At 40.9% G+C, this 15,189-nt stretch carries 16 protein-coding genes; 14 read left to right on the top strand and 2 right to left on the bottom strand.

The features are described from left to right. Positions 1–21 precede the first annotated feature (21 nt). The gene (locus tag ACOV1Q_RS08625) at positions 22–1,536 is read right to left on the bottom strand and encodes an NAD(P)H-hydrate dehydratase (protein WP_424493994.1); all 1,515 of its coding nucleotides are present in this window, start codon (positions 1,534–1,536) and stop codon (positions 22–24) included. Positions 1,537–1,678: 142 nt separating this feature from the next. Between ACOV1Q_RS08625 and gcvT the strand changes: the two genes are divergently transcribed. The 8 genes from gcvT (at position 1,679) to ACOV1Q_RS08665 (ending at position 7,974) form a co-directional block, all read left to right on the top strand. Next, positions 1,679–2,761 carry a glycine cleavage system aminomethyltransferase GcvT gene (gene gcvT, locus ACOV1Q_RS08630; protein WP_424493995.1) on the top strand — a complete coding sequence of 361 codons (1,083 nt, stop codon included), beginning with the start codon at positions 1,679–1,681 and terminating at the stop codon, positions 2,759–2,761. Between the two features lie 5 nt (positions 2,762–2,766). Continuing rightward, on the top strand, positions 2,767–3,582 hold the full coding sequence (locus tag ACOV1Q_RS08635; protein ID WP_424493996.1) for a sugar nucleotide-binding protein: 816 nt from the start codon (positions 2,767–2,769) through the stop codon (positions 3,580–3,582). Between the two features lie 84 nt (positions 3,583–3,666). Beyond that, on the top strand, positions 3,667–3,954 hold the full coding sequence (locus tag ACOV1Q_RS08640) for a 4a-hydroxytetrahydrobiopterin dehydratase (RefSeq protein ID WP_424493997.1): 288 nt from the start codon (positions 3,667–3,669) through the stop codon (positions 3,952–3,954). A 69-nt stretch (positions 3,955–4,023) separates the two neighbouring features. Continuing rightward, a complete protein-coding gene (locus ACOV1Q_RS08645; RefSeq protein WP_424493998.1) occupies positions 4,024–4,746 on the top strand; it encodes a YebC/PmpR family DNA-binding transcriptional regulator in 723 nt (240 codons plus the stop codon). Between the two features lie 124 nt (positions 4,747–4,870). Further along, a complete protein-coding gene (locus tag ACOV1Q_RS08650; protein WP_424493999.1) occupies positions 4,871–5,770 on the top strand; it encodes a cation diffusion facilitator family transporter in 900 nt (299 codons plus the stop codon). A gap of 122 nt (positions 5,771–5,892) precedes the next feature. Beyond that, on the top strand, positions 5,893–6,621 hold the full coding sequence (locus ACOV1Q_RS08655) for an NYN domain-containing protein (protein WP_424494000.1): 729 nt from the start codon (positions 5,893–5,895) through the stop codon (positions 6,619–6,621). A 4-nt stretch (positions 6,622–6,625) separates the two neighbouring features. Next, positions 6,626–7,105 carry an SRPBCC family protein gene (locus tag ACOV1Q_RS08660; protein WP_424494001.1) on the top strand — a complete coding sequence of 160 codons (480 nt, stop codon included), beginning with the start codon at positions 6,626–6,628 and terminating at the stop codon, positions 7,103–7,105. 20 nt (positions 7,106–7,125) lie between these two features. Next, complete coding sequence (locus tag ACOV1Q_RS08665) at positions 7,126–7,974, top strand: pirin family protein (RefSeq protein ID WP_424494002.1); 849 nt, start codon at positions 7,126–7,128, stop codon at positions 7,972–7,974. A 142-nt stretch (positions 7,975–8,116) separates the two neighbouring features. Here the strand turns inward: ACOV1Q_RS08665 and ACOV1Q_RS08670 are convergent, their stop codons facing one another. Further along, positions 8,117–11,296, bottom strand: coding sequence for a cytochrome c biogenesis protein (locus ACOV1Q_RS08670; RefSeq protein WP_424494003.1), 3,180 nt, complete (start codon positions 11,294–11,296; stop codon positions 8,117–8,119). A gap of 126 nt (positions 11,297–11,422) precedes the next feature. Here ACOV1Q_RS08670 and ACOV1Q_RS08675 point away from each other — a divergent pair, with 126 nt between their 5' ends. From ACOV1Q_RS08675 to ACOV1Q_RS08700, 6 genes are all read left to right on the top strand, one after another. Then, positions 11,423–12,187 carry a Rossmann-like and DUF2520 domain-containing protein gene (locus ACOV1Q_RS08675; RefSeq protein WP_424494004.1) on the top strand — a complete coding sequence of 255 codons (765 nt, stop codon included), beginning with the start codon at positions 11,423–11,425 and terminating at the stop codon, positions 12,185–12,187. After that, a complete protein-coding gene (locus ACOV1Q_RS08680) occupies positions 12,171–12,686 on the top strand; it encodes a KdsC family phosphatase (RefSeq protein ID WP_424494005.1) in 516 nt (171 codons plus the stop codon). The genes ACOV1Q_RS08675 and ACOV1Q_RS08680 overlap by 17 nt, the downstream gene beginning before the upstream one ends. Continuing rightward, the gene (locus ACOV1Q_RS08685; protein ID WP_424494006.1) at positions 12,683–13,009 is read left to right on the top strand and encodes a DMT family transporter; all 327 of its coding nucleotides are present in this window, start codon (positions 12,683–12,685) and stop codon (positions 13,007–13,009) included. The genes ACOV1Q_RS08680 and ACOV1Q_RS08685 overlap by 4 nt, the downstream gene beginning before the upstream one ends. Before the next feature lie 13 nt (positions 13,010–13,022). After that, positions 13,023–13,934 carry a geranylgeranylglycerol-phosphate geranylgeranyltransferase gene (locus ACOV1Q_RS08690; protein WP_424494007.1) on the top strand — a complete coding sequence of 304 codons (912 nt, stop codon included), beginning with the start codon at positions 13,023–13,025 and terminating at the stop codon, positions 13,932–13,934. 2 nt (positions 13,935–13,936) lie between these two features. Then, positions 13,937–14,524 carry a Maf-like protein gene (locus ACOV1Q_RS08695; RefSeq protein ID WP_424494008.1) on the top strand — a complete coding sequence of 196 codons (588 nt, stop codon included), beginning with the start codon at positions 13,937–13,939 and terminating at the stop codon, positions 14,522–14,524. 75 nt (positions 14,525–14,599) lie between these two features. Continuing rightward, the gene (locus tag ACOV1Q_RS08700; protein WP_424494009.1) at positions 14,600–15,139 is read left to right on the top strand and encodes a mechanosensitive ion channel domain-containing protein; all 540 of its coding nucleotides are present in this window, start codon (positions 14,600–14,602) and stop codon (positions 15,137–15,139) included. Positions 15,140–15,189: the final 50 nt, after the last annotated feature.

The raw sequence follows: 15,189 nt of genomic DNA on the forward strand, positions 1-15,189 counted from the left end.
TATTGCAGATTGCAGTAGAGCTCATGGCATCTTTTCAAGGTCTAAAAAAGCTGCGCCCAAATACTTCGCAATATCTCCGGCTAAAAGTGATGGTTCACTCATCTCTTTTGCAGCAAGGTCTCCCGAACTGCCGTGCAAATATACTCCAAAAACTGCGGCTGTTAAAGGATCGTAGCCTTGAGAAACTAATCCTGTTATAACTCCGGTTAAAACGTCCCCACTCCCGGCGGTTGCCATACCGGCGTTACCTGTACTGTTAATGTAATAATTATCTTTGGTCACAGTGATAGTACGGGAACCTTTTATGAGGAGCACAACATCATATTCCTTTACAAATTCCCTTGCTTTTTCAAGTTTTTCAAAGTCGTCATCCCAACCTCCCATCAAGCGCTCCAACTCTTTAGGATGAGGCGTCAAAATGCTATTTTTGGGTAGTTTTTTCAGTAGTTCTTTATTGGCAGCTAAAAGGTTCAGCCCGTCCGCATCTATAACCATAGGTTTCTCGGTTCTTTCCAAAAGGGCCCCAAAAGCCTGCAAGGTTTCATCCTTCTTCCCTACTCCTACGCCAAACCCAATGACCGCAGGTTTCAGGTCAAATGCAATTTCTGAAATAAAATCCTCTGCTTTATCTGTTATAACCATGGCTTCGGGAAGTAAGGTTTGAATGATCTCGTATCCGCACTTCGGCACAAAAACAGTAGCCATACCGGCTCCGGATTTCATCGCGGCAGTAGCCGTAAGGCTTATACTTCCCATTTTTCCGTAGCTTCCACCAATTAACAAAGCGTGCCCGTAAGTTCCCTTATGAGTAAAATTCTCCCTGGGCTTGTAAAAAAGTCGGGCTTCATTTTTTCTTATCAAATGAGTTTCAGTTTCGGTATTTTGCAGAAATTCTTTATCCAGCCCGATATCAAGTACTTCAAACTGTCCTGCCATTCTTCCAGTTTCGGGAAGAAAAAATGCCATTTTTGGCGATTGGAAGGTAAATGTAAAATCTGCCGCTATAACAGCATTTTTATCTCTTGTAGGTTCATCGCAAAACATACCTGAGGGTACATCTACCGAAATCACGAAAGATTGAGACTTATTGATATGAAGGACCAGATTTTTCACCCACTCATCAAGTTCACGATTCAACCCCACTCCAAAAAGGGCATCTATTACCACATCTTCTTCAGCAAGTTCAGGAAGGTCATCATCGCTCCTTAGAAGAACAGGCCATTCCTTTGTGACATCTTTTATGCGGTCATAATTCTTCAGAAAATCACTAGACCTGTTATCACTATAATTTACAATGTATACCTTCACATCATATAGATGCTGAATGAGATGTCGCGCAATAACCAGCCCGTCTCCCCCATTATTCCCAATTCCACAGAAAACCTTTACGGGTCTTTTGTTTTTTTCCATTCGGGCATGGATCTCCTCAAAAATAAGCTTACCGGCCCGCTCCATTAATTCCACTGAAGAAATATTCTGTTTCTTCATCGTTTCTTTATCGGCTGCTTTTAATTGTTCTGCTGAAAAAATTTTCATAAAGGCTGCTTTTATGGTGCTTTACAAATATAGAATTTCATAACCTCCTGAAATCAGGTTTTAGATTTTCTTCTGAAATTTTAGTCTTTTTCGGTATCATCCTTGTACAAATTGAATAAATTTGCGCAAAATTCAAGTAAACATGAAAAACACAGCCCTCACTTCTACTCATATCGCACTCAATGCCAAAATGGTTCCTTTTGCCGGTTACAACATGCCGGTTTCATATGAAGGAGTGAATATTGAGCATGAAACGGTACGAAAAGCAGTGGGAGTTTTTGATGTTTCCCACATGGGGGAGTTTCTTATTACTGGAGAAAATGCATTGGAGCTCATTCAAAAGATAAGTTCTAACGATGCTTCCAAACTTGTAGATGGAAAGGCACAGTACAGCTGCATGCCCAATAATTCCGGCGGAATTGTAGATGACCTTATTATTTACAGGTTCAATGAGGAGAAATATTTGCTTGTCGTGAACGCTTCCAATATTGAAAAGGACTGGGACTGGATTTGCCAGCACAACACCATGGATGCTACCATGCGTGATCTTTCAGACGATTATTCATTGCTTGCCATCCAGGGACCAAAAGCTGCGGAAGCAATGCAGTCATTAACTGAAGTTGATCTTAAAAATATTAAATTCTATACTTTTGAAGTAGCAGCATTTGCAGGAGCAGAAAATGTGATCATTTCGGCAACAGGCTATACCGGAAGTGGCGGATTCGAGATTTACGTAAGAAATGAAGATGCAGAAAAAGTATGGGAAAATGTATTCAAAGCAGGAGCCGATTTTGGTATAAAACCTATTGGCCTTGCTGCCCGTGATACGTTACGACTGGAAATGGGCTTCTGCCTATATGGAAATGACATTGATGATACTACTTCCCCAATTGAGGCCAAACTGGGCTGGATCACAAAATTCACCAAGGATTTCATTAATTCCAAAGCGCTTAAAAAGCAAAAGGAAGAGGGGCCTAAAAGAAAACTCGTTGGTTTTGAACTAAATGAGCGCGGAATCCCAAGACAGGGCTACGATATTGTAGATGACAATGGCAAGGTTATTGGCAATGTTACTTCAGGAACCATGTCTCCTTCCCTTGAAAAAGGTATAGGAATGGGATACGTTCCTGCCGAACTGGCCACCCCCGGAAGCAAAATAAACATCCAGGTTCGTAAGAAAAGTCTTCCTGCAACAGTGGTCAAAATGCCATTTTATAAAGGATAATTTTATTGAAGAAAATATTAATTTTAGGAGCAAGCGGCTTTATTGGCAATGCCTTATATAGAGAACTGTATCCTTATTTTGATACACACGGTACCTATTTTTCTGATAATGCCCACTTCGCCAAAAATCAAAAATTCCACCAGTTCGACCTGGCGCAGGAGAACATTCGCATTCTTTTAGAAAACCTGAAGCCTACGGTAATTGTTTCTGCAGTAAGAGGAAATTTTGATGCACAGGTGGCGATGCATTTTGAGATCATTAATTACATTCTGCAGAATAACTGCAAGTTGATCTTTCTCTCTTCGGCAAATGTTTTTGATGCTTTCACCAACTATCCTTCTTATGAATATGACAAAACCCTTTCCCAAAGCATCTACGGAAGATTTAAAATAAAGATCGAAAATGCCCTTTTACGATTACCAAACCACAAGTATGCCATCGCACGGGTTCCTATGGTCTACGGTGCTAATTCACCGAGGGTACTGGAGCTAAAAAGGCAGCTTAAAGATAATGAAGCCATAGAAGTTTTTTCAAATGTGGTGGTAAACGCGAATACCGAATCAAAGCTTACTCAGCAAATTCATTATATCATTAATCAAGATCGGCAGGGAGTTTTCCATTTGGGTAGCAATGATCTGATTCATCACAACGACCTGATAGCCGAAATATGCGAATTCCTGGGAGAAAAAAAGCCACTTCTTAAGAACGTTTATGACTCTAATTTTGATCGCTTTCTTGCTGTATTGCCCAAAGACAACCTTCTTCCTAAAAATTACCAGCTCTCTGTACAGGATGTTATCCAGAGCACCCTCGTTAACTGAGTTAATCTTTTCCTAAAGGCTTCGCCTGCTTTCGTTTTCCGAAGCTGAACTTCTTACATTTAATAGAATTCAAAACACATAATTATGAGTAAAATGACCGAGAAGCAAATAGATGAAAACCTCGATAAGCTGGAGGGTTGGGAATATAAAGACGATGCCATTCACACCTCATTCGAGTTTGAAAATTTTAAAGAAGCGTTTTCTGTGATGACCCGCATCGCTTTTGAGGCCGAGGCTCAGCAACACCACCCCGAATGGCGCAACGTGTACAACGAACTTACCATCTCCCTTTCCACGCATGATGCGGGTGGGGTTACTCATAAAGATTTTAAACTGGCCCATGCCATTGAAGAAATCGTAGATGCGGGATAAATTATCTTTTCCCTGCTTCTTCTTTAATAGAACGTTTTTTCTATTTTTGTGCAGCATTTAAGATTTAACATGGGAAGAGCATTTGAATTTAGAAAAGCGCGTAAAATGAAGCGTTGGTCGGCAATGGCCAAAGCCTTTACTCGCATTGGAAAAGATATTGTCATGGCAGTTAAGGAAGGTGGTCCAGATCCCGACACCAACTCCAGGCTACGGGCGGTGATCCAGAACGCCAAGAGCGTCAATATGCCCAAAGATAACATTGAACGCGCCATCAAACGTGCTTCAGATAAAAGCCAAGGAGACTACAAAATAGTACTTTTTGAAGGTTATGCGCCGCATGGAATTGCCGTTCTCGTGGAAACCGCGACAGATAATAACAATCGTACCGTGGCAAATATCCGCTCGTATTTCAATAAGTGCGACGGAAACCTGGGAACTTCAGGATCTGTTGAATTCATGTTTGACCACACCTGTAACTTCAGGATACCTTCTGAAGGGATTGATGCGGAAGAACTGGAACTTGAACTAATAGATTTTGGTGCCGAGGAGGTTTTTGAAGACGAAGACGGAATTTTGATTTACGCTCCTTTCGAAAATTTTGGAGCCATCCAGAAAGAACTTGAAAACAGGGAAATTGAGATCCTTTCTTCAGGATTTGAACGTATCCCGCAGGTTACAAAAAAGCTTTCGGAAGAAGACGCGGCAGATGTTGAAAAACTGCTGGAAAAACTTGAAGAAGACGATGATGTGCAGCATGTTTATCACACCATGGAGGAATCTACGGAAGATTAATGCTACTGTGCATTCAAAAATGACATTTTGAGCTGACTTTTTCAGCCATAAAATAATTCAACTGAAAAAGATTTGGGAACACCCGAATCTTTTTTATTTTAATCTCATCCCGAAAAGATCTTTCATGCAAACCGAAGCGACCAAAAAAGCAATAAAAGCTTCTTATTTCAGCATTTTTGGAAATGCGTTGCTCGCTATTATTAAAGCAATTACTGGAATTTTCGGAAATTCGTATGCTTTGATCGCCGATGCCATAGAGTCTACCACAGATGTGTTCGCTTCGGTCCTGGTTCTGTTCGGGTTAAGGTATTCTGCACGCCCCGCAGATGAAAATCATCCCTACGGTCATGGAAAAGCCGAACCTTTGATCACTTTTGCTGTGGTGGGGTTCCTGGTAGTTTCGGCGACCGTCATTGCGTATGAAAGTATTGAGCACATTCGCACTCCTCATAAAGTACCAAAACCTTATACACTCATCGTTCTGGGCGCAATTGTTATTCTAAAAGAGGTTTTTTACCGCTTTATTTCAAAAAAAAGTGATGAAACGAAAAGCAGCTCTTTAAAAGCAGATGCCTGGCACCATCGCAGCGACGCCATCACCTCGCTTATGGCATTTATTGGAATTTCCATCGCTCTTTTCATGGGAAAAGGCTACGAAACTGCAGATGACTGGGCAGCGCTTTTCGCTTCAGGATTTATTCTTTACAACGCCTATTTAATCCTGAGGCCGGCTCTGGGAGAAGTCATGGACGAGCATTTGTATGATGACATGGTAGAGGAAATTAGAGTACTTTCACAGGAGGAAACCGGTGTTATTGAAACTGAAAAATGTTTTATCAGGAAAAACGGCATGACCTTTCATGTAGACCTTCACATTGTTGTAGATGGTGAAATGAGCGTAAAAGATGGGCATGAGATTGCCCATAATCTAAAGGACCGGCTTTTGGACGCAATGCCACAAATCGCAGATATCCTCATTCATGTGGAACCAGATGATACCGAGCATTCTACCTTCCCGCGGTAAATCTCCTCCAAAAATGCCCTTTTTGCCTGCTTTTCTGAAAAATTCTTAATTTAACTTTAGCTTTTGTGTTCCCGGCTTCAGAAGTTATTTGAGTATCTTTAAACTTAAATTTAAAATAATTAATGGACGTAAGATTAGCAGTTCTCATAGATGGAGATAATATTCCTTCAGCATATGTTAAGGAAATGATGGAAGAAATCGCCAAATATGGAAATCCAACCATAAAAAGAATTTACGGCGACTGGACCAAGCCTCACCTGGCCAAATGGAAAAATGTACTTCTTGAAAATGCGGTCACTCCCATTCAGCAGTACGGGTACACACAGGGAAAAAATGCGACAGACTCCGCTATGATCATTGATGCAATGGATATTTTATATTCAGAAAAAGTCGACGGATTTTGCCTTGTTTCAAGTGATAGCGATTTTACCCGCCTGGCCACCAGGCTTCGGGAAGCCGGAATGAACGTGATTGGAATTGGGGAAAAGAAAACGCCCGATCCTTTTATTGTTGCCTGTGACCGATTTATTTATATAGAAATCCTGAAAGACCAGGGGAAAGATCAAACCAGTAAAACGAAGGAGACCAAGAAAAGTGATGTAGATAAGATCACTAGCAAAGTGGTGAGATTGATCTCTTCCACAATTTCTGACGTTGCAGATGACGATGGCTGGGCTTTTCTTGGAGATGTAGGAAGTTTGCTTCAGAAAAAACAGCCCAATTTCGACTCCCGGAATTACGGTTTTCAAAAGCTTACGCCAATGATCAATTCTATTGATAAATTTGAGATCGAATCACGAGAAAATCAGCGGGGAAAATACAAACTTATTTACGTTAGGAACAAAGAATAGGGCTATGGCCAATATCTACCACCAGGTTTTAATTGATGCCTCTAATGAAGAAATCTACGCGGCAGTGACCACCTGCCCGGGCCTTTCTCAATGGTTCATCAAGAATTGTGATGCAAAACCTGAAGTGGGATATGTCAACAGCTTTAGACGACCTAACGGAGTTACCAACCTAATGAAGGTGACAGAACTCAACAAAAATGAGTTTGTACAATGGAATTGCCAAAACGAAGCCGATGGCTGGAGCGGCACTACCCTTAGCTTCGAAATTTCGCGAAAAGGCGAACTTGGTTGTCTGGACTTCAGGCACAACGATTATAAGGACACCAATCAGTTCTATGCCATTTGTAATTATCAATGGGCGCGGCATTTAACCATGCTGAAGAACTTTTGTGAGTCGGGTAAAAACCAGCTGACGGAGGAACGAGAAAAGCTAGAAGAAGAATATGTGCGCAGGGCACATAACCCCGGAAAAAGCAGATTATAAACTATAACAAAACCTTTATTTTGAGAACAGTAAAAAGAACTTATAAAGCAGAATACCGGCCAATTGCTGATTTGATCACTTATTCTCCCATGCCCACTAGATCTTTGGAGATGATAGACCCTTTTTTGTTTTTAAATCATCACGGACCTCAAAAGTACCAGCCGCACAACAATGGTCTTCCTTTTGGTCCTCACCCGCACCGAGGAATGGAAACGGTTACTTTCATCCTGGATGGAGATATCGCCCATAAAGATTCCGGAGGAAATAAAAGTGTGATTGAAAGCGGTGGCGTGCAATGGATGACAGCGGGCAGCGGACTCATACATGCCGAGGTTTCTTCAGACAAGTTTAAGGAAGAAGGCGGTGATCTGGAAATCCTTCAGCTTTGGGTGAATTTACCGGCAGATAAAAAAATGACCCCTCCGGCCTACAAAGGTCTTCAAAAAGATAAAATTCCCATGCATTCTATGGATGATGGGAAAGTGGCTGCACAGGTAGTTTCCGGAAATCTCAATGGTACCGAAGGAGCTTTTGAAACAATGACGAATATTAACCTGAGTACAATTTTCTTTGAAGAAGGTGGTGTGTTCAGAACAGAAATTCCGAAGGAAAACAATATTTTGTGCTATGTCATCAAAGGAGAAATAAAGATTAACGGCGAAATAATTGGACCATTAAATCTGGTGGAATTCAACAATGACGGAGATGAGCTTCATATCGAATCCCTGTCTGACGCCACTTTGCTTTTTGGACATGCAACACCTTTCAACGAACCTGTAGTTGCAAGAGGACCTTTTGTAATGAATTCTATGGAAGAAATAGAACAGGCCTACGAGGATTACCAGAATGGGAAGCTGGGAAGTTGGTAAGAGCCTGTAGACTGTAAACAACCTTAAGAAAGTCCGGGAGCAGCATTTTAATAGGAACTTTCAAGCAAAAAGGGCAGAAAATTGAATTTTTCTGCCCTTTATGTTTTTAAAAACATCTCTTTAAAATGTCATTTTTGACACCCTATTCTTCCATCCTTTTCCTGTTTCCCTTTGCGTAATACTTCTGAAACCTGAAGTAAGAAACTGCACCCAGCACTGCCACGGCAGCAACCGTGTAGTATACAAAATTAGGTGTAATCACCTGGTCTCCGCTCGCATAGGAATGTAAACCTGAGAGATAGAAATTCACTCCAAAGTAGGTCATCATGATACTTGCAAAAGCGACAACCGCCATAAGGTTGAACAACCAGCGGCTACGCAGCCCCGGCACAATTCTCATGTGAATTACAAAAGCATAGACCATAATGCTCACCAGCGCCCAGGTTTCTTTAGGATCCCATCCCCAGTAACGACCCCAGCTTTCATTGGCCCATTGCCCTCCCAAAAAGTTACCTATGGTCAACATTACAAGCCCTATAGTGAGTGCCATTTCGGTAATAATGGTAATTTCTTTAATATTCAGGTCCATTTTTGCTTTATTGCTTTCGGTCGTAAAGATCATAAGTAGCAATGCCACGGCACCTAAAATCATTCCCAACGTAAATGGACCGTAACTACCAACAATAACAGATACATGTATCATTAGCCAGTAAGAATCCAGTACGGGAACTAAGTTTGCAATCGCAGGATCCATCCAGTTCCAGTGCGCAATCATAAGGATCATCGAAGTAACAAATGCTGTGGAAGCAATCGTAAGATCACTTTTTCTTCCAAAGAGCAAACCAAACAGCATAGTGGCCCAGGCTACATAGATCATAGATTCATACGCATCACTCCAGGGCGCATGGCCAGAAATATACCAACGAGCTATTAAACCTGCCGTATGCAAAGCAAACAAAATAATGATCGTAATTTTACTTACCATAATAACACCACGCATAAACTTATTGTCTTTGAAAATCTGAGCGATGACAAAAACCAGCATTAGAATACCCGCGAGCATATACATCCAGAAAAGATTTCTGAAGATGTCATATTTATTATATAGAATCTCCGTGTCTATCTTCTTTTTTGAGGGCATTACCTCACTTCCGAATTTTTTCTGAAAGCTTTTAATGCTTCCCAAAAGCTCATTGGCCTGAGAGTAGTCTCCAGACTGTTTCGCCTTTTGTAAGGCGCTCATGTACATTGGCAGGATTTGCTGCGTATACAAGGAATCCATTCCTTTAAATCCTGCTTCCATGGCTTCAGGATAGGAAACCCATTTGTTATTTTCATCACCGGGAATTGGAAAAATCCTTAAAATTTTTCCCTGTAAAGCATTGTACAAAAGGTTTACCCTACGATCTGTCTCTATAAAATCCTTCTGAAATTGATTTGGAACAGCCGCCTGGTAAGCACTTTCCAGGTAAGGACTCAATTTGTAATTCCCCTGTTGATCAAAGAAATGCGTAAGCGCAAGAAATTCTTCATCTTCTTCAACCCCGGCAATATGCCGAATACTATCATTATATTTTTTTACATAAATCAATGGTACATTGTACCAAACCGTAGGATTCTCGGTCATGGAGATCAGAATCTGGTCTGAGGTCATGCCTTCGTATTCTGCACTTTTGCTCAGCTTCCGCAGTAATTCTGAGGAATAGGTATTTACAGGCTTCATTCTTCCGCCGGCATCCTGCACAACCAGTCTTCCAAAGCTTGATGCATGCTCTGGTGAGACAACATTTGCTTTTATGACAGAATCTATTCTTGTTTTGGGAATTAGGATACTGCTATTTTGATGTTCATGAGTATCTTCCTGAGCGAATCCTGAAATACTCATGGAGAACAACGCCAGAATTGTGGTTAATTTTGCCTTTTTTGACTTCACTTTATCCAGCATTCTTTTTAATTGTCCAAATCTGGAACCGGAATCAAAAAGTATCCACATAAGACCAATGTACAAAAGTGTATATCCAATGTATGTGATCCAGGTTCCCCAGAAATCGTGGTTTACAGAAAGTACTGTCCCCTTCTCATCGGGATCAAACGAGGCCTGAAAAAAGCGGTAGCCTTTATGATCCAGCACGTGATTCATATAGATCTCATAAGGCCATGATTCCCCGTCGTCAACAACTTCTACTTTACTTTTAAATGATGAATAACTTTTCTCTGTACCAGGATATTTTTCTGCAATAAAATCGTTCAATTTTATGGCAAATGGCAATTCATATTCTATTGACCCAAAGCGAACATAAAATTCAAGTCCACCCAGGTTAAGCTTTTTTGGATCATTTATAATTCCTTTTCCTCCTAGCATGGAAACCGTTTCAGATTCACCATAACTGGAAACCCTCAGCCTGACAGCATCCTGCTGGCCCTGAGACTTCTCTTCTGTAGGTACGATATCATAAACGCCTTTCACAACAGGATCTGGCAATACAAACTGCATTCCCGCCATATTGTAAAGAGATCTTAATTGCAGGGTTTGAATACTATCTGCAGATACATCGCCCTTATGTTGATCGGCCATTCGCATGTAAGTACCTTCAAATGGAGAGGATATTTTATATTCGCCATTCTCCAGGCTGATGTTTATTGCTCCTTCCCTGGGATTGTTGAAGGTGAAAATGATGTTGTGTATATTGGAAGCTTCGCCTTCCTTCAAATAATGATCATGCCGGTTCCCACCACCTGCTTCGACTATTTTCAAATAATTTTCTCCCGCAGGATCTTCCACCAGGCCTTCTTCGGCTCCATGAATAAATTCGAGAACTTCAATTTGAACCGGCTGGCCGTTATAATCTGTATGAAAAAAGAAGTCATTTGCGGCTCCCGGAGCCAGTAAAACTTCTTCCTGAACTACTCTTCTTCTCGGTTGCCCGTCAATTTCCCCATCAATAAAAGTGGTTATATAGGTTTTTTCTGAAAGAAATGTGTTTTCTGTTGCACCTTCACGAATGGGCATTACGCCTTCATAACTTATATAGCGGGTAACAAATGCTCCCACCAAAATAAATATGAAAGACAGGTGAAGTAATAAGGTAGACCATTTTTCTCTTTTGTGAAGCCGGTAACGCACAATGTTTCCGGCAAAATTGATCACAAAAAATACCATGATCATTTCAAACCAAAGAGCGTTATATATCCAGACTTTAGCTGTTGCTGTATTGTAAAAGTTTTCAATGAAAGTTCCCACGCCCAGCGCAATAGCAAAAACGACAAACAGAACAGCCATCAAGCGGGTCGAGAATAGAATAGAAGCGAGTTTTTTCTGCATTTGGGAGTACTTTTAAATCGGTGCGAAATTAACGATTTTTAACTGTTTAACCGTCCAATTTCTAGCAGTATTTATGCCAGAAGTACATTAATTTTTAAAAGCTTATTTTTTTGGTATTTTAGCCGAATGATTAAGGTTGTACTTTTAGGCACCGGAAATGTGGCTACACACCTCTTCAGGGCATTTTTAGCCACTGAAGAAGTGCGTGTTGAGCAGGTTTACAACCGTTCTCCGGAAAGTCTTTCAAGGTTCAAAAATGACACTTTCGTCACCACTTCCCTGGAAGAATTAAAACCGGCAGACATTTACGTGATCGCTTTAAAAGATGATGCCATTGTAGCAGTAGCCGAAAAACTTCAGCAGCAGCAAGGCTTGATCGTTCATACCTCAGGCGCTGTTCCGCTGGATGCTTTAAATGGCTGTCGCAGAAGCGGGGTCTTTTATCCGCTGCAAACCTTTTCAAAAGTCCAGCCGCTGGATTATTCTGAAATTCCGTTTTGCCTAGAAGCAAAAGACGAAAAAGACCTGGAAATATTAAAAAGCCTGGCTGAATGGATATCAGGAAAGGCATACGAAGTTTCTTCAGAACAGCGAAAAAAGCTACATTTAGCCGCTGTTTTTGTCTGCAATTTTGTGAATCATCTATATACAATTGGGGAGGAAATTTGCACAGAGAATAAGCTTCCTTTTAATATTCTGCAGCCTTTAATTTCGGAAACAGCACAAAAAATTACTCGCTCTTCTCCTGCAGATGTGCAGACAGGACCGGCAAAAAGAAATGACCTATCTACAATAGAAACACACCTGGAACAGTTGTCGTCCCAGGAAAATAAAGAAATATACCAGGTTTTAACCCGGGCAATTCAAACTTCACATGGAAAAAAGCTATAAAGAATTCCTTTCCCAAATCACCACATTTATATTTGACGTTGATGGCGTTTTAACTGATGGTTCCATCCAGATAAGCACAAATGGCGAGCTCTTACGAACCATGAATATCAAAGACGGTTTTGCAATGAAACATGCCCGGGAACAGGGATATACCATTTGTATCATTTCTGGCGGAAAAAATGAAGGCGTAAGACATCGCTTGAAAGGATTGGGTATAACAGATATTTACCTTGGCTGTCCCGACAAAGTGGAACAAATGGAAGAATTTTTCGATATTTATGAAATCGCCCCGGAAAATGTACTTTATATGGGAGACGACCTCCCAGACCTTTATTCCATGAAACTGATTGGCCTGCCATGCTGCCCGCAAGATGCCGCTTCAGAAATAAAGGAAATTTCAAATTATGTTTCTCATAAAAAAGGGGGAAAAGGTTGTGTACGCGACGTGATCGAACAGGTGATGAAAGTGCAGGGAAAATGGATTGAAAACGAATCATGAACTGGCTTTTACTCGTCATAGCAGGTTTATTTGAAGTCGGTTTTGCCACATGTTTGGGCAAAGCCCGGGAAACCGCTGGCAATACTGCTCTTTTTTGGATGTTGGGCTTCTTTTTATGCCTTTCGATAAGCATGACGCTGCTGTACAAAGCCACGCAGACTCTTCCCATAGGTACTGCTTATGCCGTCTGGACAGGAATTGGAGCTTTGGGAACCGTCCTGGTCGGGATTTTTGTTTTTAAAGAACCCGCGGGATTCTGGCGGTTGTTCTTCCTTTTCACATTGATAGTTTCTTTAGTAGGATTAAAATTTGTCTCAAATTAAATCTATGCTGATAATGCCATTTTTGAGACTTATAAGGTGGCCCAATCTGCTTATGATCCTGCTTACCATGATGCTGGTCAAATACATGCTGTTTGCACCTTTTGATCTTGCTGTTACCCTAAACTGGTTTGAATTTGCATTACTTGTGATCTCAATGATCTCTCTGGCGGCAGCAGGGAATATCATTAATGACATTCATGATGTAAGGACAGACGCTATTAATAAACCTGAGAAATTAATAATTGGAAAACAGATTTCTGAAGCAAGCGCTTATAACTGGTTCATTGGACTGAACATTTTAGGGGTTGGAATTGGTTTTTATTTATCGAACATTGTTGGGCAACCCTCTTTTACAGTGCTTTTTATTATTCCTTCGGCACTGCTATACCTCTACGCATCTCATATTAAAAGAACCATCCTGGTGGGCAATCTTGTTGTGAGCATCATGGTGGGAATGATCGTGGTAATGCCGGGGATTTTTGATCTTATCCCGGCCATTACTCCGCAAAACAGAAGTACCCAACGTGTCATTTTTTTCATTCTTACAGATTACGGAATCTTTGCTTTTATGGTGAATTTTCTTCGGGAAATGGTAAAAGACCAGGAAGATGTACGCGGTGATTATAATGCCGGCATGCAAACGCTACCCGTGGTTCTTGGAAAAGAAAGAACCAATAAAATCATATTTTTGACATGCCTGCTTCCCGTTGCAGGTGTTCTTTATTATATTTATGAGTACCTGTATGTGAATTCACTGGCGATGGCTTATGCGCTGTTTTTGATCTTTGGCCCTTTACTTTATTTTCTCGCAAAGATCCTAACCGCTTCATCAAAAAAAGATTTTCGACGGTTAAGTCTGCTGCTGAAAATTGTGCTCGCCTTCGGATTATTATCTATAGGATTGTATAAATTTATTTTACTCTAATTATGCTGAAAGAAAAACTGAAAGATTACAATATTATCCTTGCTTCGGCTTCACCACGTCGCCAGCAATTCTTCAAAGAGCTCAACCTTGATTTTGAGATTCGGCTGAAACCTGTGGAGGAAAATTTTCCGAAGCATTTAATAGGTTCAGAAATAACCGATTTTTTAGCAGAATTAAAGGCTGAACCTTTCAAAAATGAGCTTTCTACCGGCGATATCCTAGTTACAAGTGACACGATCGTGTGGCATGAAGGCAAAGCCATGGGAAAACCCGTAGATGCCGCGCAGGCACTAGAAATGATACAGTCTTTATGTGGAAAGACGCATGAGGTCATTACTTCGGTTTGCTTTACAACTCCCGAAAAATCCAGAACCGTAAATTCTACCACCAGGGTTAGCTTTAGTGAACTTTCCAAAGATGAGATCATGTATTACATCAATGAATACAGACCTTTTGACAAAGCCGGAGCTTACGGAATCCAGGAGTGGATAGGCCTTATAGGGATTGATCATATTGAAGGGAGCTATTTTAACGTAGTGGGATTACCTACCAATCTTGTTTACAAAACCCTGCTCGAAATTATCGATTAGCCATGAAAACTTCGGCATATCAAGTGCGTTAGAGATTGAATATTGAATATCTTTGCGGCAAAGTACGTTTCACGAATGAGAGCATACCTGGTCGAAAATCAGAACGAAATAATCTACACCATTCTCATCTTGTTGGTGTTGGTCATTTTCAGAAATATTTTAAAGCGATCTGCCAACCGAATTGGGAACAAAAGTGAAATTCACGTAACTCGTATCAGGTTGATGTTCAAATACATCAACATCCTGGTGACCATTATTGCTGTTTTTGCACTTGCACTCACCTGGGGTTATGCTGCAAGTCAGCTTGCGTTAGTATTCTCTTCCGTTTTTGCAGTCATTGGCGTGGCAATGTTCGCGATCTGGTCTATTCTCAGCAATATTACGGCAGGGATCATCCTGTTCTTTTCTTTTCCGTACAAAATAGGAAGTAAAATAAAGATCCATGACAAAGATCTTCCGGTAGAAGCTGTTATTGAAGATATAAGAGCGTTTCACCTTCACCTTCGAACAATGGAAGGAGAACTTATTACTTACCCCAACAACCTCATCCTCCAAAAGGCGGTTTCCCTTATAGAAAAGGAACATTTGCCAGATGAAGGAAAAGACGCATTGTAACAAATTTGTGAAAAGAGACTGCAGAAAAGGGAATCTTATTATATTTGGTA

The organism is Salinimicrobium maris (assembly GCF_049680855.1).
Taxonomy (GTDB): Bacteria; Bacteroidota; Bacteroidia; order Flavobacteriales; family Flavobacteriaceae; genus Salinimicrobium.

Bases quoted from the DNA above. Each gene is read 5' to 3' on its own strand.
- ACOV1Q_RS08625 (WP_424493994.1), bottom strand. From the start codon at position 1,536: ATGAAAATTTTTTCAGCAGAACAATTAAAAGCAGCCGATAAAGAAACG.
- gcvT (WP_424493995.1), top strand. From the start codon at position 1,679: ATGAAAAACACAGCCCTCACTTCTACTCATATCGCACTCAATGCCAAA.
- ACOV1Q_RS08640 (WP_424493997.1), top strand. From the start codon at position 3,667: ATGAGTAAAATGACCGAGAAGCAAATAGATGAAAACCTCGATAAGCTG.
- ACOV1Q_RS08645 (WP_424493998.1), top strand. From the start codon at position 4,024: ATGGGAAGAGCATTTGAATTTAGAAAAGCGCGTAAAATGAAGCGTTGG.
- ACOV1Q_RS08650 (WP_424493999.1), top strand. From the start codon at position 4,871: ATGCAAACCGAAGCGACCAAAAAAGCAATAAAAGCTTCTTATTTCAGC.
- ACOV1Q_RS08655 (WP_424494000.1), top strand. From the start codon at position 5,893: ATGGACGTAAGATTAGCAGTTCTCATAGATGGAGATAATATTCCTTCA.
- ACOV1Q_RS08660 (WP_424494001.1), top strand. From the start codon at position 6,626: ATGGCCAATATCTACCACCAGGTTTTAATTGATGCCTCTAATGAAGAA.
- ACOV1Q_RS08670 (WP_424494003.1), bottom strand. From the start codon at position 11,296: ATGCAGAAAAAACTCGCTTCTATTCTATTCTCGACCCGCTTGATGGCT.
- ACOV1Q_RS08675 (WP_424494004.1), top strand. From the start codon at position 11,423: ATGATTAAGGTTGTACTTTTAGGCACCGGAAATGTGGCTACACACCTC.
- ACOV1Q_RS08680 (WP_424494005.1), top strand. From the start codon at position 12,171: ATGGAAAAAAGCTATAAAGAATTCCTTTCCCAAATCACCACATTTATA.
- ACOV1Q_RS08685 (WP_424494006.1), top strand. From the start codon at position 12,683: ATGAACTGGCTTTTACTCGTCATAGCAGGTTTATTTGAAGTCGGTTTT.
- ACOV1Q_RS08690 (WP_424494007.1), top strand. From the start codon at position 13,023: ATGCCATTTTTGAGACTTATAAGGTGGCCCAATCTGCTTATGATCCTG.
- ACOV1Q_RS08695 (WP_424494008.1), top strand. From the start codon at position 13,937: ATGCTGAAAGAAAAACTGAAAGATTACAATATTATCCTTGCTTCGGCT.
- ACOV1Q_RS08700 (WP_424494009.1), top strand. From the start codon at position 14,600: ATGAGAGCATACCTGGTCGAAAATCAGAACGAAATAATCTACACCATT.